The 25519-nt window shown below is 37.8% G+C and carries 19 protein-coding genes and 2 tRNA genes; 19 read left to right on the forward strand and 2 right to left on the reverse strand.

Going from position 1 to position 25519, the window contains the following annotated elements:
• The first annotated feature begins 127 nt into the window (after window positions 1-127).
• The 7 genes from ACFSR8_RS10835 to ACFSR8_RS10865 all read left to right on the forward strand — a co-directional run bounded on the left by ACFSR8_RS10835 (window position 128) and on the right by ACFSR8_RS10865 (window position 4017).
• Window positions 128-826 (forward strand): MotA/TolQ/ExbB proton channel family protein, encoded by a 699-nt coding sequence (locus ACFSR8_RS10835; RefSeq protein WP_186563374.1) that lies wholly within the window; start codon window positions 128-130, stop codon window positions 824-826.
• Window position 827: 1 nt separating this feature from the next.
• A complete protein-coding gene (locus ACFSR8_RS10840; RefSeq protein WP_186563372.1) occupies window positions 828-1223 on the forward strand; it encodes an ExbD/TolR family protein in 396 nt (131 codons plus the stop codon).
• A 61-nt stretch (window positions 1224-1284) separates the two neighbouring features.
• Window positions 1285-2133 carry an energy transducer TonB gene (locus ACFSR8_RS10845; RefSeq protein WP_380291913.1) on the forward strand — a complete coding sequence of 283 codons (849 nt, stop codon included), beginning with the start codon at window positions 1285-1287 and terminating at the stop codon, window positions 2131-2133.
• Between the two features lie 3 nt (window positions 2134-2136).
• Window positions 2137-3354: a bifunctional folylpolyglutamate synthase/dihydrofolate synthase gene (locus tag ACFSR8_RS10850; RefSeq protein ID WP_380291915.1), complete on the forward strand. Its 1218-nt coding sequence runs from the start codon at window positions 2137-2139 to the stop codon at window positions 3352-3354.
• A 63-nt stretch (window positions 3355-3417) separates the two neighbouring features.
• Window positions 3418-3492: transfer RNA gene (locus ACFSR8_RS10855), tRNA-Val, on the forward strand.
• Window positions 3493-3622: 130 nt separating this feature from the next.
• Window positions 3623-3871: a GIY-YIG nuclease family protein gene (locus ACFSR8_RS10860; protein WP_380291917.1), complete on the forward strand. Its 249-nt coding sequence runs from the start codon at window positions 3623-3625 to the stop codon at window positions 3869-3871.
• 71 nt (window positions 3872-3942) lie between these two features.
• Window positions 3943-4017 (forward strand) — tRNA-Val (locus tag ACFSR8_RS10865).
• Window positions 4018-4129: 112 nt separating this feature from the next.
• Here the strand turns inward: ACFSR8_RS10865 and ACFSR8_RS10870 are convergent.
• Window positions 4130-5410 carry a UDP-N-acetylmuramoyl-tripeptide--D-alanyl-D-alanine ligase gene (locus ACFSR8_RS10870; RefSeq protein WP_380291919.1) on the reverse strand — a complete coding sequence of 427 codons (1281 nt, stop codon included), beginning with the start codon at window positions 5408-5410 and terminating at the stop codon, window positions 4130-4132.
• A gap of 66 nt (window positions 5411-5476) precedes the next feature.
• Window positions 5477-7177, reverse strand: a complete 1701-nt coding sequence (gldJ, locus tag ACFSR8_RS10875) for a gliding motility lipoprotein GldJ (protein WP_380291921.1) — start codon at window positions 7175-7177, stop codon at window positions 5477-5479.
• Between the two features lie 266 nt (window positions 7178-7443).
• Between gldJ and porU the strand changes: the two genes are divergently transcribed.
• The 12 genes from porU (at window position 7444) to ACFSR8_RS10935 (ending at window position 25366) form a co-directional block, all read left to right on the forward strand.
• Entirely contained in the window at window positions 7444-11328 is a 3885-nt protein-coding gene (porU, locus tag ACFSR8_RS10880) for a type IX secretion system sortase PorU (RefSeq protein WP_380291923.1), read from the forward strand.
• A gap of 33 nt (window positions 11329-11361) precedes the next feature.
• Window positions 11362-12630, forward strand: coding sequence for a type IX secretion system outer membrane channel protein PorV (porV, locus tag ACFSR8_RS10885; RefSeq protein WP_380291925.1), 1269 nt, complete (start codon window positions 11362-11364; stop codon window positions 12628-12630).
• Between the two features lie 84 nt (window positions 12631-12714).
• The gene (gene cdd / locus ACFSR8_RS10890) at window positions 12715-13197 is read left to right on the forward strand and encodes a cytidine deaminase (protein ID WP_380291927.1); all 483 of its coding nucleotides are present in this window, start codon (window positions 12715-12717) and stop codon (window positions 13195-13197) included.
• A gap of 177 nt (window positions 13198-13374) precedes the next feature.
• Complete coding sequence (gene pdhA / locus ACFSR8_RS10895; protein WP_380291929.1) at window positions 13375-14373, forward strand: pyruvate dehydrogenase (acetyl-transferring) E1 component subunit alpha; 999 nt, start codon at window positions 13375-13377, stop codon at window positions 14371-14373.
• A 3-nt stretch (window positions 14374-14376) separates the two neighbouring features.
• Window positions 14377-16008 carry a pyruvate dehydrogenase complex dihydrolipoamide acetyltransferase gene (locus ACFSR8_RS10900; RefSeq protein ID WP_380291931.1) on the forward strand — a complete coding sequence of 544 codons (1632 nt, stop codon included), beginning with the start codon at window positions 14377-14379 and terminating at the stop codon, window positions 16006-16008.
• Between the two features lie 163 nt (window positions 16009-16171).
• On the forward strand, window positions 16172-18115 hold the full coding sequence (locus ACFSR8_RS10905) for a tetratricopeptide repeat-containing sensor histidine kinase (RefSeq protein WP_380291933.1): 1944 nt from the start codon (window positions 16172-16174) through the stop codon (window positions 18113-18115).
• Window positions 18116-18117: 2 nt separating this feature from the next.
• On the forward strand, window positions 18118-18741 hold the full coding sequence (locus ACFSR8_RS10910) for a response regulator (RefSeq protein WP_380291935.1): 624 nt from the start codon (window positions 18118-18120) through the stop codon (window positions 18739-18741).
• Between the two features lie 76 nt (window positions 18742-18817).
• Window positions 18818-20410, forward strand: a complete 1593-nt coding sequence (locus tag ACFSR8_RS10915) for an ELWxxDGT repeat protein (RefSeq protein ID WP_380291937.1) — start codon at window positions 18818-18820, stop codon at window positions 20408-20410.
• A gap of 266 nt (window positions 20411-20676) precedes the next feature.
• Window positions 20677-22500 (forward strand): sensor histidine kinase, encoded by a 1824-nt coding sequence (locus ACFSR8_RS10920; protein WP_380291939.1) that lies wholly within the window; start codon window positions 20677-20679, stop codon window positions 22498-22500.
• Window positions 22501-23124: a response regulator gene (locus tag ACFSR8_RS10925; protein ID WP_380291941.1), complete on the forward strand. Its 624-nt coding sequence runs from the start codon at window positions 22501-22503 to the stop codon at window positions 23122-23124.
• A gap of 92 nt (window positions 23125-23216) precedes the next feature.
• Window positions 23217-24899 (forward strand): BspA family leucine-rich repeat surface protein, encoded by a 1683-nt coding sequence (locus tag ACFSR8_RS10930; protein ID WP_380291943.1) that lies wholly within the window; start codon window positions 23217-23219, stop codon window positions 24897-24899.
• A gap of 83 nt (window positions 24900-24982) precedes the next feature.
• Window positions 24983-25366 carry a cadherin repeat domain-containing protein gene (locus ACFSR8_RS10935; RefSeq protein WP_380291945.1) on the forward strand — a complete coding sequence of 128 codons (384 nt, stop codon included), beginning with the start codon at window positions 24983-24985 and terminating at the stop codon, window positions 25364-25366.
• Window positions 25367-25519 lie beyond the last annotated feature (153 nt).

The following is a 25519-nucleotide window of genomic DNA, read 5'->3' on the forward strand; positions in this document are numbered from 1 at the left end:
TAAACTATAATATGGTATAAAATTTGAAAGATTAGCAAAAACGCTAATCTTTCTGTTTTTTAAAACCTTAAATATTATACTTTAGCAGCAAAACGCACGTTATACAGTTGCATTTAACCTAAATTTTATGTTGAACCTATTATTACTATTTACCCAAGAAGGGACTGAAGTAACAGAAGGGGAATCCGTTGAGAAAACCCTATCTATAATTGAATTGATAAGTAGCGGTGGTGTAGCAGGACAGGTGATTATTGCTGTTTTGTTCTTATTGCTTATGGTGGCTACTTACATTTATTTTGAAAGACTTTTTGCCATTAAGGCAGCCTCTAAGGTTGATTCGAATTTTATGAACCAAATCAAGGACCATGTCAGCAATGGGAAAGTGGATTCTGCACAAGTGCTATGTGCTCAGGCCAATTCACCTGTGTCGCGATTGATCGGAAAGGGTATCACTAGAATTGGTAAACCTTTAGCTGATATCAATACGGCAATTGAAAATGCCGGAAGATTGGAAATTTATAAGTTGGAAAAGAACGTTAGTGTATTGGCCACCATTTCAGGTGCCGCTCCAATGATTGGATTCCTCGGTACCGTAATCGGTATGATTTTAGCCATTTTTGAACTGGCAAACGCCGGAGGTAGTATTCAAATTGACGTATTGGCCAGTGGACTTTATACGGCAATGACGACTACGGTTGCTGGTTTGATTGTTGGTATTGTGGCCTATATGGCGTATAACCATTTGGTGGTGCGAACCGATAAAGTGGTGTATCAAATGGAGGCGAATTCCTTAGAATTCTTGGATCATTTAAACGAGCCTACTTAATATGAATTTTAGAGGAAGAAATAAGGTAACGCCGGAGTTCAATATGTCGTCCATGACGGATATTGTATTCCTTTTGCTCATCTTTTTTATGATAGCTTCCACATTGGTGACCACTAATGCGATAGATATTTTATTGCCCAAAGCCAGTGGAAAGACCGAAAATAAAAAATCTGTGGCCGTTAGTATCAAAAAAGATTTGACCTATTATATCGACCAAAAGCGCGTGGGGGTTAGCGTTTTAGAAAATGAATTGATGGCAGCGCTATCCAATCAGGACAAGCCAACCATAGTATTACGAGCCGAAAAGTCCGTACCTGTTGAAAATGTAGTAAAGGTGATGGATATAGCCAATAGAAATAAATTCAAAGTAATCTTGGCGGTAAAACCGAATAATTAAATAAAAGTGTCACTTCGAGTGATTCCGCCATAAGCGGAATTGTATCGAGAAGTTGTGTTAAATGAAATATTTCGAAACCAAACACGAACGTAATTCAGCAAAAATAACGGCTTTGATCGCTGTTATTTTGTTGCTCCTGTTGTTTGTGGTTGGCCCACCGTATATGGATCCTCCGATAGAATATGGCGTAGCGGTAAATTTTGGAAATTCTGATTTTGGAAAAGGAAATGTACAGCCGAAGAAACCTGTGAAATCTGAACCAAGAGTAATTGAAGAACCACCCCAACCAGAATCTTCAAAAGCGGAGCCTACTAAATCCGCAGAAGCGAAAGAAGAAGTGTTGACTCAGGATAATGCAGAAGAAATCGCCATCAAAAAACAAAAAGAAGCCGAAACCAAAGCAAAGGCTGTTGCGGAAGCCAAGGCTAAAGCAGAGGCTGAACGAATTGCCAAGGAAAAACTTGAGCAGGAAGAAAAACGAAAAAAATTGGATGCTTTAATAGGTGGTGTAAGTAAATCTGAAGGCACTGAAACGGGTAGTGAGGGAAACGACAATAAATCTGGTGATAAAGGTCAGTTGGATGGCGACCCTTATGCACCAAGTTATTTTGGTGGACAAGGTGCTGGCAGCGGTGGTGTAGGTTACGGCTTGAACGGCCGTGGCAGTGCTACGTTTAAAAGGTTGAAGCAGGATTGCAATGAGTCTGGACTCGTTATCGTAAAAATAGTTGTGAACCGAAGTGGCAATGTGGTAGAAGCGACTCCGGGTGTACGAGGTACTACAAACAACGCTCAGTGTTTGCTTGAGCCTGCCAAAAAGATTGCACTTTCGCATAAATGGCCTGCCGATTCCAATGCGCCTTCCCGTCAAATAGGATTTGTAAGCGTTAACTTCAAATTGACCCAATAGTACATGACTTATCCCGATACGCTCGATTGGATGTTTGCACAACTACCAATGTATCAACGGCAAGGCAAAACCGCCTTTAAAAAGGATTTAACTAATACCTTAAATTTAGCGACTCACTTAAATCATCCTGAAAAGGATTTTAAGTCCGTTCACGTCGCTGGCACCAACGGCAAAGGTTCCACAAGCCATATGGTTGCTTCCATACTTCAGGAAGCAGGATACAAAGTCGGGCTATATACTTCGCCTCATCTTAAAGATTTTAGGGAGCGCATCCGAATCAATGGAAAACCTGTAAGCAAACAGTTCGTTATTGGGTTCATCAAGCGAAATAAAGCCTTTTTAGAGCAAAATAAACTCTCTTTTTTTGAACTGACCGTCGGAATGGCCTTCGACTATTTTTCAAAACAAAAAGTTGACATAGCCGTGGTTGAGGTTGGAATGGGTGGCCGATTGGATTCCACAAATATTTTAACACCTGAGGTTTCGGTCATTACTAATATTGGCATGGATCACACCCAATTTTTAGGTGATACTTTGGAATTGATAGCAGGTGAAAAAGCTGGAATTATTAAACCAAAAATTCCTGTGGTTATTGGTGAAACACAAAAGGAAACGAAACCAGTGTTTGACAAAAAGGCCGAGTTGAGTTCCTCTAAAATAGTGTATGCCGATCAATCCGTTAAAAAAGTATATCCTTCCGATTTGGTCGGAGCGTATCAATCCAAAAATATAAAAACAGCTTTTCAGGCTATTAAGGAATTACAGTTACAGGGGTTCAAGATTTCAGATAAGCATATCGAAAAAGGCTTTTTAATTGTTGTAAAAAACACTGGCTTGTTGGGGCGTTGGCAGGTATTGGGTGAAAACCCCAAAATAGTTTGTGATACAGGGCATAATCGCGAAGGGTTGGGCTATGTGATGCATCAAGTTTTAAATCAAACCTTCGATCAATTACACATTGTTTTTGGAGTCGTGAATGATAAAGATTTAACAACAATTGTGGATTTATTGCCTAAGGAAGCGATCTACTATTTTTGTAAACCAGATATGTCACGTGGAAAAAATGCCGAGGAACTCCAGAAAGAATTCAGTAAATATCATCTCGTTGGGGAGTCTTATAATTCTGTAAATGAAGCCTATCAATCTGCGTTAAAACATGCTTCAAAAAACGACTTCATATTTGTTGGCGGGAGTACTTTTGTCGTAGCTGAAATAATTTGATTTTTTCTGGAAAAAGTTTTTGCAGAATTAAAAACTAGGTTATATTTGCACACCTAATTATTAGGGCGCGTAGCTCAGTTGGTTCAGAGCACTTGGTTTACACCCAAGGGGTCAGGGGTTCGAATCCCTTCGCGCCCACCTTCGCTCGCCGAAGTTTTCTTTTTTGAAAACGTAGGCGAGTTTTTTGTTTTAAAGCGTTCCATATTTTAATTTTGGTAGCGAGCTTCGGCGGGCAACGCCCACTATCTACTAATTCTTAAAAGCTCTTATGGAAGATGAAATTTGGACGGTTTACATTTTACTATGTTCGGATGGGACAAATTATGTTGGATGCACAAGTAATTTAGCTTCAAGATTGAAGAGGCATTCAAAAGGACAGGTAATTTCAACTAAAAATAGATTGCCCGTAGAAATTGTAACTTACATCGTTTTTAATGATAAATACAAGGCTTTCAATTTTGAAAAATATTTGAAATCCGGTTCGGGAAGAGCGTTTATGAAAAAGAGGCTTATTTAATATTTTAATCTTATTTTTGAAAAACTAAAAGGGTCATTAACTCAGTAGCCTGCCCGCCAATAAATTTTAATGGAGTGTTAGCTCAGTTGGTTCAGAGCACTACCTTGACAGGGTAGGGGTCACTGGTTCGAATCCAGTACACTTCACTAAGGCAGGCAGGGTTCAGAGTGTTACCATGGCACTGTAGAAGTCACTGGTTCGAATCCAGTATGACCCACAATTTTTGAAAGGATTAAAACGGGCAGATTTATGTTTTCGCTAAAGCAACTCCAAAACCCGTTCCAAGGCCATACCTCTTGAACCCTTGATTAAAATTAAGGAATCCTCGAAAGTACTATCACTAAAAGCTTCTTTGAAATCCTCAAAAGAATTGAATTGGATTGTCTTTTTAGAGTTGATTTTAGATTGATTGAAGTTTTCGCCAACAAGAAAAATGTTGTCAATAGCCATCGAATTGGCTAATTCCGCAATGGTTTGGTGCTCATATTCAGCATCCTCGCCCAACTCAAACATATCCCCAAGGATTGCGATCTTGTGACCTTCCTGTTTTTCAAAATTCAAAAGGGCTGCCCGCATACTTGTTGGATTGGCGTTGTATGCGTCTAATATGATTTTGTACGTTCCTTTTTCAATGATCTGGGAGCGGTTATTTGAGGGGATATAACTTTCAATAGCGGATTTTATTTTGGCAGAATCAACTTTGAAGAAATCTCCGATGGCAATAGCAATAGCAATGTTCGTAAAGTTATAATCTCCAATGAGTTGGCTATTTATAATGGTTTCTTTGTATTTTGAAACGACAAAAGGTTGCGCTCCCAAAAAGTCGATGACGATTTCTGGTTGGCTTTCGGGATTTCCAAAAGTGATAGTTTTAGCACCTTGGGATTTCTCAATTTGAATTAGATCGTTATTATTTAAGAAAATCGTTTTATCGTGTTCCGCTAAATGCAAAAACATTTCACTTTTGCCTTTAATAACACCATCAATACCTCCAAATCCCTCTAAATGGGCTTTGCCGTAATTGGTAATTAAGCCATAATCAGGGTAGGCAATCTTGCATAAAAACTCAATTTCTTTTTGATGGTTGGCACCCATTTCTACAATGCCTATTTCGGTCGCCGAAGTCATAGAAAGCAAAGTCAAGGGCACCCCTATGTGGTTATTAAGATTGCCTAAAGTAGCAGTTGTTTTATAGTTTTGAGATAATACAGCATTGATGAGTTCTTTGGTGGTGGTTTTGCCGTTGCTTCCTGTGAGGGCGATAATTGGCGCTTTCAAATAATTTCTATGATGAGTTGCAAGCTTTTGAAGTGTTTTAAGAACATCATCTACCAAAATAGTTTTATCAGAGCTGTCATAAGCTTCTTCATCTACTACTGCATATTTGGCACCTTTTTCCAGGGCGTGTTCGGCATAAGTATTCCCATTAAAATTTTCGCCTTTAAGGGCGAAGAACATATTTCCATTTTCCAATTTTCTCGTATCCGTGCACACGGAATTGCAATCTAGGTACAATTGGTGAAGTTGTGCTATCTCCATAAAAATTTGATATAAAAAAAGTCCTGATCGGAATCAGGACTTAAATATAAACTTTAGAGTTGAGATTTAACTCTTCTTTTTGTTTTTCATTTTGGATTTTGAACCAACACGAGACATCGCGCATCTAAAGCCGATGTAGTCGGTGGCCATATCCTGCGGGAAGTAGCGTCTTTGTGCTGGATCCAACCAGTACTCTCTGTCTTTCCAAGAACCACCTTTATAAACTCTTACCTCGTCATTAATCATGGAGGTTCTGTTATTGGCCTTGTCATATTCTCTAACAATATTTCCTAGAGAATCTCTAGTAATTGTATGTTTAGGCGAATTATACATTTTTCTGGTTTCAGTTTCTTGAACGCTACCTTCTTCATCCGATTCAATATCGTTAAAACTTTCATAGTAGCGAGAAGAACGTCTGTCACCATCCCTAAAGTTGATATGGTTACTTCTATCAAAATTGGTTCTCAAATACGTCTCATTTTCATCAACAGGTACTTGAACAATTTCACCTGGTAGGTCCCTTGCAATTACTTTTCCATTAGAAAGCGTATCATAAACAATATCATCTACTGTAACTACCTTTACTGTACCGTCTTCAGTAATGGCGTTTTTTGTATACACATTACCACGATAATAGTTAAAGTCGTTAAACTCATCATCCACAATCGGTCTGTAAACATCTGCTACCCACTCGGCCACGTTTCCAGCCATATCATATAAACCGTAATCATTTGGAGGGTATGATTTTACTTGATTTGTAATATCAGCACCATCATCACTCCATCCAGCAATGCCGCCATAGTCTCCTTTACCTTGCTTAAAGTTCGCTAATTGGTCACCACGATATTTACGCTTTCCAGAACGGGTGTATTGTCCATCCCATGGATATTTTTTTCTACCTCTATATAGGTTGTAGCTTCTTATTTCGCTTAAACCAAGAGCGGCATATTCCCATTCCGTTTCAGTTGGGAGTCTGTATTTAGGAGAAATCAAACCAGATTCTCTAGTGGCGTAAAGTCCAGTTTCATTGCCATCGGCATCCACACGAACGTTTCTTCTGCCTCGTCCATCTCCGCTAGTGATTTCTTCATTACCTCCATACGTTAATGTAGGAGCGTTGATATAAGTATCAGTGTTAAAAGTAGCGTCTGCCATAACTTCAGTAGTCTTAGCATCGCGCTTGATGTAGCCTGCTCTTTCCAAGTTGTATTCGTTAACACGATCTGAGCGCCAGTTGGCGAACTCCACTGCCTGAATCCAGCTAACTCCAACCACAGGATATTCTGCATAACCTGGATGACGTAAATAGTTCTCAGTCATAATTTCATTAAAACCTAAACGATTTCTCCATACCAAGGTGTCTGGTAAAGCCCCATTGTAGATGGCTCTAAAGTTTTCGTCAGATGGCGGATAAACGCGCTTAATCCAATCCAAATATTCGAGGTACATCATATTGGTCACCTCAGTTTCGTCCATATAAAAGGATTGTACGTGTTGCTGTGTAGGGGTATTGTTCCAATCGTGCATGACATCATCTTGTACACGACCTTTGGTAAACGTACCACCTTCTATGAAGACCAAGCCAGGAGAAGTTTCCTGCTCTTTAAAGTTGGTATTGTATTGAAAACCTCCTTCGCGACTGTTGATCTGCCATCCCGTTGCTCTGGAGCTATTTTTGGAGCTGGATGATTTTTTACAACTAAAGGTTGTAACAGATAGTGTTGTTAGCAACAGTACCTTGAATATCACTACGTTTCTCATATCCATACGTTTAAGTAAGCTAAATTTCTTTTTGGTGCTGCAATATAAGAATTAAACCTTACAGAACAAGCAATTTTTTGCATTTTGGCGAAAAAATTAGGTATTTCATCCTGAATACCGTGCATTTCATCGATGATTTTGACGCTTTTCCGACATTTCCTGCTTTGAATAAACGCTCAATTTCAGAAATTATTATTGTATTTTTGAACGCTTAAGAAAAAATGTTGTTTTTATTAAATACTAACGTCAAATTAAAGACGTTATTTTAGTGCATGAAAGGAAAAATTTTACTTTTATTTTTATTGATTGTATCGGCTGTTTTTGGTCAAAAGAAAAACTTCTCGATAAACTGGGATGGCAAAAAAGTGTTGGATTTTGGCCAGTACAAGTATGTATTGCCGTCATTTGATGATAAGCACTACAATTTTGATTTTGCGCAGGGGCTGACCTTTGTGGACCAATGGGAAGCTACAAATGCCGTTGATGAATCCTCTGTTTCGGTATCCAACATTGCCTATCGCCCGATACCCCAGCAGGATTTGTTCGAGTTGGATATCAAAACCATTCCCAGTCGAATAAAATTCAGTTTAAAAAATTCGAAAGCAAGGAACAAAAGCTACGTATTTTTTGAAATCACACCTATTGTAAAAGATGCAAATGGTACCTTCAAAAAGGTTGTATCTTTTCAAATCAACTATAAAAATTCAAACCGCCAAAACAAGAGAGCGAATTTTAAACGATTTACTAATTCAAAAGTTGTTTCAAATTCTGTGTTGCGCACCGGCGAGTGGTATAAGTTTTATGTTGACACTACTGGGGTTGTTCAATTGAGCAAAGGGTTTTTGCAGGCACTTGGGGTAAACGTAAATACTGTGGATCCCAGAACTATTAAGATCTATGGAAATGGTGGAGCGATGATCCCTTATTCCAATAGTGTACCCTATCCATTTGATGTCACGGAGAATGCCGTTAAGTTTGTTGGTGAAGCAGATGGTGTTTTTAACAATGAAGATTACATTTTATTCTATGCCCAAGGCCCAAAAGGCTATAACGAGGAAAGCAACACCAATATCAATGCCTACTCGGACAAAACCTATTATTATGTAAATGTAAGCTCGGGGCAAGGGAAGCGTATCCAATCTGGTGTGCAGCCTACAGGTGCTGTAGACCTTACCATTGATACCTTCCAGGATTACAAATTTCACGAAAAGGATATACATAACTTAGGTACTGTTGGACGGAGATGGTTTGGCGAACGGTTTAATATTGATAGCGAACAGACCTTCAGGTTTAATTTTCCCGATTTAGTCGTATCCGAACCTATAACATTGAAGGTGTATGCAGCGGCGGTTTCGACATCCAATACATCCATGACTATTAACTTGAATGGCACAGTGCTAAGTACGATTCCATTTGGTTCTACTAGCAAAACTATTGTGGGGTCCGGGTCGTTTTTATCCACGGAAAGAGACGTTTCCGATGGCCGGATTGATGTTACCCTTACCTATAATAATCAGGGAAATCCAAGCGCTGTGGGCTATTTGGATTATATTTCCATAGAAGCGACAAGTGTGTTGAGGTTCAATAATAAACAGTTTCAATTTAGAAATAAAGATGTTGCCGGGAGTTCGGGTATAGGAGAATATGTTATCTCAGGTGCTGGAAGCCTAGAGGAAGTTTGGGATATTACAGATATTTATAATGTTTCAAGTTATGAAAATAGCGAAGCTTCCTCTGAATTTAGTTTTAGGGTGGCTATGGGGGAAGAGCGGGTATATGTTGCAGTTTCAGCATCGGACTATTTTCAACCGAAGGCAGATGGTAACAGAAGTGTGGCAAACCAGGACATTAAAGGCACAATTTTGCAAAATGCGCAAGGTCAGTTTCAGGATTTGGATTATCTCATTGTGGCACCAAATAATATGTTGCAGCAGGCAGAACGCCTTGCCCAAATCAATAGAAATCAATACGGATTGACAGCGAAAGCCGTCGGTCTAAATGAAATTTATGCGGAATTCAGTACTGGGAATCAAGATATTGGTGCCATCCGTAATCTGGTGAAATATATTTATGATAATGCCAGTGCCCTCGAAAAACGGATAAAGTATTTATGCCTTTTTGGGGATGCTTCATATGATTATAAGGATAGAATTCCCAATAATACCAATATTGTGCCTTCTTGGCACTCGTATAATAGTTTCAGTTTGACGAGTGCGTTTGTTTCGGATGATTTTTACGGTACGATGGATGATAACGAAGGCACCATGAGCATTAGCGACAAACTAGATGTTGCTGTGGGTCGGATTCTGGCAGATACCCCACAAAGGGCGCGTGAATTGGTGGACAAAATAGAATCCTACTACATCAAGGAAGCTTTTGGAAGTTGGCGGAACAGTTATTTGGTGGTATCAGACGATGTAGACCACGATTGGGAAGGTATTTTACAGGAAACAACCGATGATGTTGGAGAAAGGGTAACACAGAACAAGCCTTTTATTAATGTAGTAAAAATTCATATGGATGCATTTCAGCAAGAGTCTTCTGCCGGGGGAAACAGTTATCCTGAAGTTACGGAGGAGTTTGCGAATGCAATTGATAATGGAGCTTTAGTGGTTAATTATTTTGGGCATGGAGGTGAAGAAGGCCTTGCCAATGAACGTGTGCTTCAAAAAACTAATATCCAGGAGCTTAGGAATTTCTGTAAACTGAATTGTTTTGTTACCGTTACTTGTGAATTTACCAAGTTTGACAATCCTTTCCGGGAAACGGCAGGGGAGTTTACGTATTGGAACAAGCAGGCCGGTGCCATCAGTTTAATTACTACTACCCGTCAGGTATTTGTGAATTTTGGCGTACAGTTCAATGAGGCGTTGGATCAGTACTTATTTTCTTTTAGTGATATCGATGACATCCCAGATAATGATTACCCTACTATGGCCGAAGCATTGAGGCTGACCAAAATCGATCCCGGAATTGCATTTTCCGGTCAAAGAAGGTTAGTGTTTTTTATTGGAGACCCCGCTATGAAATTGGCATTTCCAAAGCCCAATGTTAGATTGACGGAAATTAACGATGTGCCCTTGGCACAAACTACTGATACCCTAAAGGCATTGAGCCGAGTTAAACTGGCCGGAGAGGTTACTGATGTAAATGGAAATTTATTAAGCGGTTATAACGGCACGGTTTCCACCACCATTTATGATAAGTTTGTGCAGCGACAAACCTTGGCTAATGATAATACCCGACTTAATGGCCAGTTGGTGAAAATGGATTTTAGGACACTTGGAGAAATTATTTTCAAGGGGCAGGCTACTGTGAGTAATGGCCAATTTGAGTTTGATTTTGTGGTGCCAAAGGATATTAGTATTCCCGTTGGCTTAGGAAAAGTGAGCTTTTATGCAAAAAACGGACAAAGATTGGAGGATCATGCAGGGGCTAACCTTTCGGATGTCAGAATTGGGGGTATTAACGAAAATGCTGAGGTTGACAATACGGGTCCCGTCATTAATATTTTTATGAATGATGAGAATTTTGTTTCAGGGGGCATTACCAATGAATCTCCAACTCTATTGGCAAAACTGGAAGATGCCAATGGGATCAATACAGCAAGTGGTGTTGGGCACGATATAGTTGCCATAATTGATGGCGATGAAACCAATCCTGTTATATTAAATGATTATTACGAAACCGAATTGGACAGCTATCAAAAAGGAACCGTGAGCTTTCCATTCAGGGATTTGGAGCCTGGGTTGCATACGTTAACCCTTAAGGCATGGGATGTTTACAATAATTCCTCCACGGCCGAAATACAGTTTGTGGTCTTTGACAAAGATCAGGACTTGGTTATTAACAATGTCTTGAACTACCCAAATCCCTTTGTGAATTATACTGAATTTTGGTTCAACCACAATAGTTCGGAGCCTTTGGACGTTTCTATACAAATATTTACAGTATCCGGTAAATTGGTAAGAACCTTAAACGGACAGACTTCCGGAGGCATTAAAGCGACTAGTTCCCTTTCAAAAGATATAGTTTGGGACGGTCGTGATGATTTTGGTGATAAAATAGGAAAAGGTGTGTATGTGTATAAACTCACTGTAAAATCAAACCTTTTGAATAAAAAAGTAGAGAAAATCGAGAAACTTGTGATACTCTAATAAAAATTTATATTTGCAAAATAAATCTGATATATGAAGAATCCAATTATAGTGCTGATCCTTTCGTTTTTAGCACTGAACTTAACCGCCCAGAATACTACCGTAATTGTTCCCAATGAGAATGATTCCCGAGTGATTACAACAGGTATGCCTTTTACATTAATTGTGCCCGATGCGCGATCTGCAGGAATGGGGGACATGGGTGTGGCCACTAGCGTTGATGCCTATTCCCAGCAATGGAATTCCGCTAAATATGCATTTTCAGAAAATGACCAAGGGTTTTCTATAAGTTATACGCCTTACCTAAGTAAATTAGTAAATGATATTGGTTTGGCCTACATTACCTATTACAACCGTTTGGATGAGCGTAGCGCTATTGGTGCGAGTTTCAAATACTTCGGTTTGGGGGAAATAGAATTTCGAAATAGCGAATTTGAAGAACCTAATATACAAAAGCCCAATGAACTGCAGGCTGACATCTCTTACGCCTTGAAGCTAAGCGATCAATTTGCGATGTCTGTAGCCATGCGTTATTTAAGATCGGATTTAAGGCTTAATGTACAAAACGTCGATGCAAGTGCGGCAAATACCTTTGGGGTAGATATTTCTGGATTTTATCAAACCGAGGAGCAGGCCTATAATGACTTCAATGGCCGTTGGCGTTTAGGTTTTGCAATTCAAAATCTTGGTCCCAAGTTTAAATATGATGATGGAGGAGCTGATAATTTCCAACCTACTAATTTACGCTTAGGTGGTGGATTCGATTTTATTTTTGATGATTATAATAAGTTATCGATTACTGCTGAAGTTGCGAAACTTTTGGTGCCTACGCCACCAATTCTTGGAACAGAACTCGTGTTTACCGATAATAATAATAATGGAATGTACGATGAGCCGGCCGATCCAGGAGACCCACAACCCGGGGAGGACGTTTTGGTTTCGGAAACTGAAAATGTAATTTATGAAGGAAAATCTCAAGATGTAAATTTCCTATCAGGAATTTTTCAATCTTTTGGGGATGCGCCAGGTGGATTTAGCGAGGAATTACAGGAATTTACATGGGCTTTAGGTGCGGAGTATCTTTATCAGGATTCATTCGCTTTTAGAGCTGGATACTTCAATGAGGCCGAAGAAAAAGGAGCAAGACAATTTATGGCAGTGGGAGCAGGATTTAAGCTGAATATTCTTAATATTGACTTTTCTTATCTGTTCTCGACGTCAAAGGTTCAAAGCCCTTTGGAGGGAACATTGCGTTTTTCCCTAACGTTTAATTTTGGGGACGGCACGTATTACGAATATTAGGCAAAATGAAATATAATTTAGAAAAGCTATTGTTCCCTTTACGATAGCTTTTTTTATTTTCCAGAGATTCTTAATTTTACTTTTATGAAGGTAGAAAAAATTGAAAGCCTTTTTTATATTTTTGAGAATGCCGAAGCACTACCAAAGGATGTCGGCGGTCTTATGAATAAAGCCTTAGAGGCAAGACAAAATGCCTATGCCCCTTATTCAAACTTCAAAGTAGGGGCAGCCTTGCTTTTGGATAGTGGCGAAGTGGTTACTGGAAGCAACCAAGAAAACGCCTCCTATCCTTCGGGATTATGTGCCGAACGCACTGCCGTCTATTATGCTGGCGCTAAATATCCTGGCTCTAGAATCATGAAAATAGCGATTACCGCTGGGGCATCCAATGGAAATACTTCAAAGCCAATTCCGCCTTGCGGAGCATGTAGGCAGGCTATTGCGGAATATGAAATCAAGCAGAAAACCCCGATTGAAATTTACTTTATGGGCACCTCTGGAGAAGTAATTAAATCCGATTCCCTTAAAAACTTGCTGCCCCTGATTTTTGATAATTCGCAGTTGTAAAACTAAAGTCTTTTTTTAAAATTTATTATAATCGAACCTAAACCAAAAGATTTCCAAAAAATGCGTGTCAAGGCTTGATATTTAACAATTTTTAGACATTACATACCCAACCGTTTTCCCAATAGGAATCAAAGTATTACTTTTGTATTTCGCTTAAACATAATATTAAACTAGCCAATGCAAAAAATCACGAAACAGGTGTACCTAAAATGGTACGAGGATATGTTGTTCTGGAGAAAGTTTGAGGACAAACTTGCTGCAGTTTACATTCAACAAAAAGTAAGAGGATTTCTTCACTTATATAACGGCCAGGAAGCTGTATTGGCAGGAGCCTTGCACGCCATGGATCTGACCAAGGACAAAATGATTACGGCATATAGAAACCACGTACAGCCAATCGGCATGGGCGTTGATCCAAAGCGAGTTATGGCAGAGCTTTATGGAAAGGGAACCGGAACATCGCAAGGTTTAGGAGGGTCAATGCATATTTTTTCTAAAGAGTTCCGTTTTTATGGTGGTCATGGTATTGTTGGCGGACAAATTCCTTTAGGTGCTGGTATTGCTTTTGGAGATAAGTACCACGGCAGTGACGCTGTTACGCTTTGTTGCTTTGGAGATGGAGCTGCCAGACAGGGTTCATTGCACGAAACGTTTAACTTGGCGATGTTGTGGAATTTGCCTGTAGTTTTCGTTTGTGAAAACAATGGCTATGCCATGGGAACGTCAGTAGAACGAACTGCAAATCACGACGAAATTTGGAAGTTAGGTAAGGGTTATGAAATGCCTTCTGCACCGGTGGATGGTATGAACCCGGTGAAAGCAGCTGAAGCGTTTGACGAGGCTATCCAACGTGCCAGAAAAGGTGGTGGGCCAACATTTTTGGAGTTAAAGACTTATCGTTACAGAGGACACTCCATGTCTGATGCACAGCACTATAGAACCAAAGATGAGGTTGAGGAATACAAGAAAATCGACCCTATTACACAAGTAAAAGAGGTTATTCTTGAGAAAAAATATGCTACGGAAGACGATATCAAAGAAATTGATAAGCGTGTAAAGGCAAGGGTTTCTGAGTGTGAAAAATTTGCAGAAGAATCACCTTGGCCAGAAAAGAGTGTGATGTACGATGTGGTGTACGAGCAAGAAGATTATCCATTTATTCAACACAAATTATAAGATATGGCAACAGTAGTAAATATGCCGAGATTGAGTGATACCATGGAGGAAGGAACTGTGGCGTCATGGTTAAAGAAGGTAGGGGACAAGATTGAGGAAGGTGATATTTTGGCGGAAATTGAAACCGACAAAGCGACCATGGAATTTGAATCGTTCCATGAAGGTACGTTGCTTCATATTGGGGTTCAAGAAGGCGAAACTACAAAGGTGGACGAGCTTTTGGCTATTATTGGCGAAGAAGGTGAGGATATATCAGGATTGTTGAATGGTGGTGGCGGAGATGCACCTGCTCCTGAAGCTAAAGAAGAAGTAAGTGAAACGCCAAGTGCTTCTAAAGATGCTACAGAAAGTGAAGCACCAGCCTCGCAAGAATTACCGGAAGGGGTAATCATTGTTACCATGCCGCGTTTAAGTGATACCATGGAAGAGGGTACAGTGGCTACTTGGTTAAAAAAAGTGGGTGATACCGTTGAGGAAGGCGATATTCTTGCAGAAATCGAAACCGATAAAGCAACGATGGAGTTCGAATCCTTCCAATCGGGTACACTTTTGGAAATAGGCCTACAGGAAGGCGAGTCGGCAAAAGTAGATTCGCTATTGGCAATCATTGGCCCTGCCGGAACGGATGTTTCCGGAGTTGCGGCTGGTTTTTCAAGTTCGTCAGCACCAGCGAAAAAGGAAGATGCGCCGAAAGCTGAGGCTGAAGCAGAGTCTCCAAAGGCGGCGCCAGCACAAACAGAAACAAAAACTAAAGCACCGGCTCCCACACCAGTAACCGAAAACGGAAGAGTATATGTTTCTCCTTTGGCCAAAAAACTGGCGGAGGAAAAAGGTATCAATCTAACTAAAGTACAAGGTTCTGGTGAAAATGGACGTATCATAAAAAGAGATATCGAGAATTACGAACCAGCCGCTGGAGCAGCAGCAGTTGGTAAGTTTGTACCATCAGGTACTGAGGACTTCGAAGACGTGCCTAATTCTCAAATGCGAAAAGCTATTGCTAAATCATTGACCAAATCTAAATTCTCTGCGCCACATTATTATTTAGCAGTTGAATTTGACATGGACAATGCCATTGCATTTAGAACACAATTTAATTCAATCCCAGATACTAAAATATCATTCAACGATATGGTGGTAAAAGCTTGTGCGTTAGCGTTAAAGCAACATCCGCAAGTTAACTCACAATGGTTTGATGACAAAATGCGTTTAAATAACCACGTTCATATAGGTGTAGCTGTAGCAGTTCCTGATGGGTTAGTCGTGCCAGTTGTACGTTTTGCAAACGAGCAAAGTTTACCACAAATTGGTGCTGAGGTGAAAGAATTGGCTGGAAAGGCTAGAAACAAAAAGTTAACCCCAGATGAAATGTCTGGAAGTACATTTACAGTGTCTAACTTAGGAATGTTTGGTATCGATTACTTTACATCGATTATCAATCAACCAAACTCAGCAATTTTATCTGTTGGTGCTATTGTTCAAAAACCAGTAGTTAAAAACGGTGAAATCGTTGTTGGGAATACAATGAAGTTAACTTTAGCCTGTGATCACAGAACAGTTGATGGCGCTACAGGAGCACAATTCTTACAAACTTTAAAAGGATATATTGAAAACCCTGTGACGATGTTGGTGTAAACATAAGTTGTCATTCTGAACTTGATTCAGAATCTCATAATAAAGTAGAAACCCATTTCGAAAAGAAGTGGGTTTTTTATTTGAAATGGTTTTGTTAATGTGATTTACTACCAAAAAGGGTGGGTGTTTTTCGTTTTGTGTTTTTGTAACTTGTTTTCTTTTTATGAGAAACACCTTTTTCAAATATACTGTAATGCGATTGCTTTCGATACTCGTGTTTGTTCTATCTATTACAAATGTTAATAGTCAAGATGTAGAAGCAGAGTTGCGGGGCCAATTAGTTGATGCTTCCACCGATTCCAAAGTCGAAATCTATTCAGAATTGGCCCAATATTACTACGAATCCACTGGTAATGGAGATTCTATGATGGCTTTAGGAAACAAGATTATTAAATTATCTTCTAACGAAAATGGCTTAAAACATCAAATTACAGGCTATAGATTAATAGGCGAGGGAAATTTTATCAATCGGCAATTTGATACTGCCGAAATTCATTTAAAAAAAGCATTCGAGCTAGCACAAACGGATAATAATCAAGGAGAATTAGCCAAAATTCATAGTCGCTTAGGAGGAGTTTATCAAAACAAGGATAGACTTCCAAAAGCCATTTCACACTTTTTAGAGGCCATAAAATTAGCTGAATCCATTTCAGATGACAAAACGTTTGCATCTGCTTGTTACGGTATTTCGGTAATTTATGCACTTCAAAAGCAAACCGAAAAACAAATTGAATATTTAGTAAAATCAACGAAAGCATGTGATACAAAAGAAAGTATTCCTCTATTCACTAAAAACGTGATTTATGGTTCGGCATCGCAACAATATTCAGTATTAGGAAGTAAATCTGAATTTAAAAACTACACCGATTCCTCGATTGTTTATGCAAAAAAAGCATTACGTATTTCTAAAGAAAACCAATTAAATCAGCGTATTCCTTCCGATTTAATCGTTTTAAGTTCACTACACGCTAATAAAAAGGAGAACACCAAAGCTTTGGAATATGCCGAAGATGCCCTAAACTATTTGGATTTTATGAAAGAGGACACCAAGTTGAATGTGTTTATGACGTTGTCTTACATAAATCGGGCAGAGGGCAATAAAGAAGCTAGTTATGTGTATCTAGATTCCTTGGATAACTTACCCATAAAGGAAAGGCCTCATTACGGAGGGATTATTGAAAAATTCAAGTACAATTCTTATAAATATTTCAAGGATTTCGACAAGGCATTTAACGCAATGGACAACTATTTTGAGCTTGAAAGTAAAAAGAAGGCTATTGAACAGAATAAAACGATTAATGAGTTGGAAACCAGATATAAAACGGAGTTAAAAGATAAAGAGATTAAGCGTTTATGGGTGCTGTTAATTATCGCCTTGTCAGTCATTTTATTGGGCGGTTTTATTTTTAAATGGATTCAACTAAAGCGCAGTAAAGCCAAAAACATTGCTTTAAAAGAAGCTATAAAACAGCAACTGAAATTAGAGCGGGAATTGGTGAATGTACGGCACAATATTGCGCAAGATTTTCATGACGATTTGGGGAATAAATTGGCGAGAATTTCTTTTTTAACCCGATTGGTAGAGGATGAGCTTTCAAATGAAAATGAAGGCGTTAAGGCCAAAGTAAATCAGGTAAAAGAGGATACGGTAAGCCTGTATGTAGGCACAAAGGATTTTATTTTTTCATTAAAACCAAATAGTGATTATCTCGAAGAAGTCGTAACGTATTTGTCCGATTTTGGTGAGGATTATTTTGATCAAACTGATATCAAATTTGTACTCAATAAAGATATTAGTCTCAATATGAAATTACCACATTATTGGAGCAAGCAATTGATTTATATTTTTAAGGAAGCTATGACGAATGCTTTTAAACATTCAAAATGTACGGTGCTGACCTTAAAGTTCAAGCAAGTTGAAGACGAATTATATATTGAATGTTCAGATAATGGTGTAGGGATTTCAGAAGCACATCTTAATTCGAAAAATGGGTTGCGTCACATGAAATCGAGAGCTGAAAAAATAGGAGGGCGTTTGGAGATTCAAACTTCAAAAGAAAATGGAACATCTATAGTATTTAAAGGAAAAACTAATAAAACCATCTAAAAATGAAACACAAAGTTGTTATTATTGAAGATAATATCCCACTGCGGGATGGGTTTGCCCAAGTGATTAACAGCACCGAAACGTTTAAAGTTATTAGTGTTTATGATAACTGTGAAGATGCCATCAAAAATGTAAAAAAAGATAGTGCAGATGTTTATCTAATGGATATTGAACTGCCGGGGATGAACGGGGTTGAGGGCACTAAACGGCTAAAAGATATCAATGAGCAAATTGATGTTTTGGTAGTAACGGTGCATGAGAATTCCGAAACCGTTTTTGATGCTTTATGTGCTGGTGCAACTGGCTATTTAACCAAAAGTTTAATGCCAGAACAACTTATAGAAGCTCTTAATCAAACTATTTCAGGTGGTGCTCCTATGAGTATCAAAATCGCTAAAATGGTGGTAAGTTCCTTCAAACGAAAACCAAGTGAAATTGAATTATCCACCCGAGAAAAAGAGGTACTCACCTTACTTTCAGATGGCAATAGTTATGATGTGATAGCCGATAAACTTTTCTTAAGTAAAAATACCATCAAATTCCATATCAAGAATATTTATGGGAAACTTCAAGTCAATTCAAACGTAAAAGCAGTTCAAAAAGCCAATCGCGAAAATTTAATTTAGAAAAACTACCCTTTTTGGTGTTACAAGTCAGTTTTGGGTGAAATAGTTTTGTCTCATAACCTTAAATCTATTAATTATGAGAATAAGACTACTTTTATGTTGTTTGTTATTTGGCTTTTCTGCCATAGGTCAAGTAAGTTTGGTTGATGATATTAACCCTACCGGAGATGCCTCTCCGCTGAAGCTCACTGTATTTAAAAAATCACTCTACTTTACGGCTAATGATGGCACGAATGGTAGGGAACTTTGGCAATACAACGGCACGAATACCACATTGTTTGACATTAATACCACAGCAGGAGCAGGGTCGTCTCCTACGGGTTTATTCCCCTTTCAAGGTAACTTGTATTTGTCCGCGGATGATGGTAATAACGGGAAAGAACTTTGGCGTGGTGATGGCACAAGCTTTAGCCTGTTTTTGGATATCAATTCAGGGAGTGGGGATGCCACACCAAATGCGTTTGTGGAATACAATGGCCAAATGGTTTTTACTGCCTTTCAGCCATTGCCAGTAGCAAGGGAGCCTATGATTAGTGATGGAACAGTTTTTGGTACACAATTATTGGCAGATGTAAGCCCTGTGACCAATACCTCCTCAAACGCCGAATTTTATACCGAATATAATGGCAACCTATATTTTTCAGGTGCATCTACGGTAGGTGGAGCAAATGGGGTGCAATTTTATGTTACCGATGGTACAGGTGCAGGTACACAAATGGTAAAACGTATTAATAGTTCGGGAGATGCTTTTCCAAGGGATTATATTGTTTACAATAACTTAATTTATTTTACTGCTGAGGATGGTGTAAACGGTAGGGAACTTTGGGTGAGCGATGGCACAAATGCAGGTACACAATTGGTGCAAGATTTATATTCAGGACCCATTGGAAGTTCTCCAGGTTTCTTCACGATTTACAACAACAGATTGTATTTTAAAGCATCACATGCCACATTGGGTACAGAGTTGTTCTATGTTAATACTTCAGGATCTATCGTTAATGCCGCCAATATAAACCCTGGTTCAGCGAGTAGTCTACCTTCATGTCTTAAAGTCTTTAATGGAAAATTATACTTCTCCGCTACCGATGGGACTAGCGGTACTGAACTATGGGAAACCTCAGGTACTGCGGTATCTACAGTAATGACAAAAAATATTAATCCTGGAAGTAACAGTAGCTCTCCAAAAGAGTTTACCGAGTATAATGGAAAATTGTATTTTAATGCGTCTGAAGACTTCACTGGAGCTGAGCTATGGGTAACCAACGGAACATCGGCAGGAACCATCATGGTTGCAGATATAAATCCCAGTTTTGGGCCTCAAGGAGACCCAGAACAACTTACAGTATTCAACAATAAACTACTTTTTGTGGCTAATAACGGCACGTCAGGGCGAGAGTTGTTTGAATATACCGATCCAACACTATCTGTACAGCATCAAGAATTAAATAAGGATTTAACTATATATCCAAATCCAGTTTCTGAAAATTTTAAAATAGATAACGAGTCTCAAATCAAATCCATTGTAATTTATAATATACAAGGTAAGGAGGTGAAGGTATTTGGGTATAAGCAGAGTGTCTATGGAATCGCTAATTTAAAATCTGGATTATATTTTGCTGAGATTGTTACCGACAGAGGCGTAGTTTCAAAAAAAATTATTAAGCATTAATAACGAGATTTTTTAGCAATAATAAACTAGAAATTATGACTGCTTTAAGTTAGATTAATAGTTAAATCCCCAATATAAAACCTGTTTCTCCCGAAAGCTATCGAGGCGGAAACAGGTTTTTTTTGCATCAAACTCAAAATGACACTACCCAATCGGGTAGTTGCTTGCTTTGTTTGCTTTTTGTACATTTAGAATATTGAATTTGCAATAAGTTTAAAATGGATTTTAGGGCAATAAATACAATAGTTTTCGCCTTTTTAATAACTATGTGTTCTTTTGGGCAGATCAATTGTAATTGCAGTATTGGAAGTTATTTAGAGAAAATAGAATTACTAAACACTAGGGATTCATTGGAGGTTTTTGAGCTATCTGCTGAACTAAAAAAAACAAAGCTAGAGGTATGTAAATTCAAAGCCTTAGAAATTGAGTTCAACTATTTCATTACTCAATTAAATGAGGAAAAGGCTTTTGCAGTTTTAAATGAACTTGAAGACTATTTAGGGCGTATCAATTGCGAAAGTGACCTAAAATTCAATATTTACATAAATAAAGCAAAGTATTTCAAGTTACATAATAACTACGAAAAATTATCAGAATTTGCCTTTAAAGCTTTAAAAGAAGCTGAATATCTCAAAGATTCTAATAAAGAAATTGAGGCAATAAAACAGATCGTTTATCTTTTTACTAGGATGGATGAGGACGATAAAAATTGGCAGTACATAAAACGTGCTGAAAAATTAATCTTTAAACAATCAAATCCAATACGATCTGTAAAGAACTTTCGGTGGCTGGCTTTTGAATATGAAACAAAATATACAAGAACCAAAAGAAAACCATTGCTCGATTCATTGTTTATTTTTGCAAATCATTCAAAAAAAGGAGCTAAAAAGTATAATATATTTGATGAGTTGGCACTCTCGTATCGTGCCTTGGAGGCATACTCGTATCACAAAGGAAATGCAAAAAATGCCCTAAAATATATTGATTCTGCTATTTTTTATGCCAAGAAAATAAAGGGCAAAAAAAACTTGAGTGGATTATATATTTCAAAAGCATGGGATCATTTAGATTGGGGAGAAAAAGAACTGGCTGTAAAATGGATGGACACGTCCTTTGCTTACGATACAAAAGATGATATTGCAGGTTTTATGATGCATCATTTAGACGCTACTGATTTATATGAACAAGCTGGGAGATTAGATAAGGCTCTTTCCAGTTATCAGATTCACTCTAGGATAAAAGATAGCATTTTTAATACTGAACGGACCCAAGTAATAAATGAACTTGAGACAAAGTATAAAACAGAACTAAAAGATGCCAAAATAAAAAGACTTAATGTGTTGTTGGTCATTACTTTGTTGATCATTGTGTCTATTCTTTTAGCGGGAAGCGTCATCCAATTAAAGCGAACAAGAAAAAAGAACAAAATATTGAAACGCGCCATAGAGGAGCAGGAAAGGTTGGAAAAAGAATTATCTGATGTGAGGGGTGAGATTGCACAGGATTTTCATGACGATTTAGGAAATAAACTTGCCAGAATTTCGTTGCTGTCAAGTTTGATTAGTGGCGAAGTGTCCATAAAAAGCCCAAACATAAAATCGAAAATAAAACAGATAAATGAAGATGCCAATGGTTTGTACAAAGGCACCAGAGATTTTATTTTTTCGCTCAAATCAAACAGTGATTACCTAGAGGAAGTAGTTACTTATTTGTCAGATTTTGGTGGCGATATATTTAATAAGACAGAAATTAAATTTACTGTTGAAAAACATATTTCAACTAATGTAAAACTGCCCTATTATTGGAGTAAACAGATTGTCTTTATTTTTAAAGAAGCCCTAACCAACGCGATGAAACATTCAAATTGCCATACGGTTAAACTTTCATTTGGGTATCAAGGTTATCAACTTTCAATTAGGTGTGAAGATGATGGGATAGGAATTTTAGAAAGTGATTTACAATCTCTAAATGGATTATCGCATATGAAAACAAGAGGCATTAAAATAGGTTGTGAACTTCTCATTAATTCTAATATTGGTGAAGGTACTGCGGTTATTTTAAAAGGTAATTTAAAAGAAGATATCATTTAAATGAAGCATAAGGTTGTAATAATAGAAGATAATTTGCCTTTACAGGAAGGGTTTGCCGAGGTTATAAAAGCTACTAAAAATTTCGAATTGACTAATTGTTACAATAGTTGCGAAGAAGCTATTGAACGACTAGAATATGATACTGCCGATATTTTTTTGATGGACATAGAACTGCCTGGAATGAATGGTGTTGAGGGTACAAAGCTTATTAAACAACAATTGCCAAAGGCCAATATTATAATGGTTACTGTTTTTGAAAACTCAGAGATTGTTTTTGATGCTTTATGTGCAGGTGCAACGGGGTATTTAACCAAAAATATCGATCCGGAAGAATTAATAGATGCGCTCAACGAATCAATCGCTGGCGGTGCTCCTATGAGTATAAAGATTGCGAAGATGGTGGTAAGCTCTTTTCAAAAAGAACCTAGTAAAATAGAATTATCAAAACGTGAAAAAGAAGTTTTGTCTTTTTTGGCAGAAGGTAATAGTTATGACAGTATAGCAGAGGCGCTCTTTATTAGCAAAAACACCATAAAATTTCACCTTAAAAATATCTACATCAAGCTTCAGGTAAACAGCAATATTGAAGCCATAAAAAAGGCGAATAAGGAGAATCTTATTTAGTTAAAGACTTTTCATTTTTAAAATCCACCCAAAGGGGTAGTACAGTTTAAAAGGGGTGAATCTACTTTTACATCAAACTTTTAAACCTATTTATGATGAAAAGACTTTTACTTTATTTGATTGCCATTGTTCCAATTTTTTCAATATCACAGAATCATTTTGTGACAACATGGCAAACTACTACTCCAAATGAATCTATAACGATACCAACGATAGGAACAGGATACAACTACGATATTGATTGGGAAAACGATGGTACTTTTGATGATTTAGGAGTTACCGGAAACATTACTCATAATTATCCTAATTCAGGTGTTCATACTATTGCAATTAGAGGAGATTTTCCCAGAATCTATTTTAATAATGGAGGGAGTAAAAATCAAATATTGTCCATTGAGCAATGGGGAGACATTGCTTGGACTTCATTTAATAGAGCCTTTTTCGGTTGTGCTAATCTGGTTATTAATGCCAGTGATGCTCCAGATTTATCAAATGTAAATGATTTATCTTCTATGTTTCGTAGTTGTACTTCCTTTAATCAATCTATAGACCATTGGGATGTTAGTAATATTACAAGTATTGCCGCTATGTTCTTTGATTCAACATACAACCAGCCATTAAATTCATGGGATGTAAGTAATGTAACAAGTATGTCAAATACGTTTAGTGGAGCATCCTTTTTTAACCAACCACTTAATAATTGGGACGTTAGCAATGTTATTGATATGACTTACATGTTTAATGCCTGTTCAGCATTCAATCAGCCTTTGGACAACTGGGATGTTGGCAACGTCACTAGTATGTTTGGGACGTTTTATTTTGCTATCGCTTTTAATCAACCTCTAAACAGTTGGGATGTTAGTAGTGTTACTAATATGTGGAATTCATTTGGTTCAGCAAGCTCATTTAACCAGCCCTTGAATAATTGGGATGTAAGCAGTGTAACGAACATGCGAGGTATGTTTGAAGCTGCGCAATCGTTTAATCAACCCATTGACAGTTGGAATGTTGGAAATGTTACCGATATGGCTTTTATGTTTATTAATGCCCAAAGTTTTAATCAACCTTTAAATAATTGGGATGTTAGTTCAGTTACAAATATGAATCGAATGTTTACAGATGCAATTTCATTTAACAGACGTTTGGGCGGTTGGATTGTTAGCAATGTAACCGATATGTCAAGAATGTTTGATGGAGCTACATCATTCAATCAGCCTTTAACTACATGGGTTGTAAATAATGTAACCGATATGTCAAGTATGTTTTCAGATGCTACCGCTTTTAACCAGCCTTTAAATACTTGGGATGTGAGTAGTGTTACCAACATGACAAACATGTTCTTAAATGTAACTTTGTCAACAGAAAATTATGATGATACACTGATAGCATGGGATGCCCTAAACCTGCAACCCAATGTTGTATTTCATGGAGGAAACAGCTTATATTGTAATTCTGCCACGCAACGTTTAAATATGATAAATAGCGATGGCTGGACGATCACAGACGGTGGGCAAACCATTTGCGGTTCTTTAAGTACAAATGAGTTTGATGAAGATATCGTAGCTTTATATCCCAACCCAGCACGAAATAGTTTTTCGATTAATTCAAACGAAAATATAAAACAAATAGCAATACATGATCTTTCAGGAAAAGAGGTATTACGTTATGATAGAATAAAAAGAGACTATAGAATCGAAAACCTTGTATCTGGAATTTATTTCGTAAAGATTCAAACTGAAAAAGGAGAAGTAACCAAAAAGCTTATCAAAAAATAATACTACCCACTAAGGGCGGTTCAATAAAATAGGATAATATCTAATTTTACTGAAACAGATTAATAACCCCAAATCTTTTAATTATGAAATTAATGAAAACTTTAGGCTTTGTCGCTGTTTTGGCTTTGATATTAGCCTGTGATAGCGATGATAGCCCAACAAATAATCCTCCGGTTTTAGAGGACAGAACTATGAATATGGATGAAAATCCAACATCCGACTTGTTAACGACCGTTACGGCGACCGATGCTGATGAGGATACTTTAACCTACGCCATTATCTCTCAAACTCCCGCCAATAGTGTATCTATAAACTCAGTAAATGGAGAATTGTATATTATGAATGCTAGTGCTTTTGATTATGAGCAAAACACCTCGATAATGGTTACAATCTCGGTAACGGATGGAACCGATACGACCGAAGCAACGCTAACCATCAATATTTTGGATGTAAACGAAAACGGTTAAGCATGTTTTCAAAACTAAAAAAATACAAGTTGGAAATCTTTATGACCCTTTTCTACGGCGTCATGATAAGCTTGATATTCTTGGCCCTGAGTTAGGTTAATAGTCAAGTCCCCAATTTTAAACCTGTTTCTATATATTTTTAGAGGCAGGTTT

It is taken from the genome of Hyunsoonleella rubra, assembly GCF_042684665.1.
GTDB lineage: Bacteria > Bacteroidota > Bacteroidia > Flavobacteriales > Flavobacteriaceae > Jejuia > Jejuia rubra.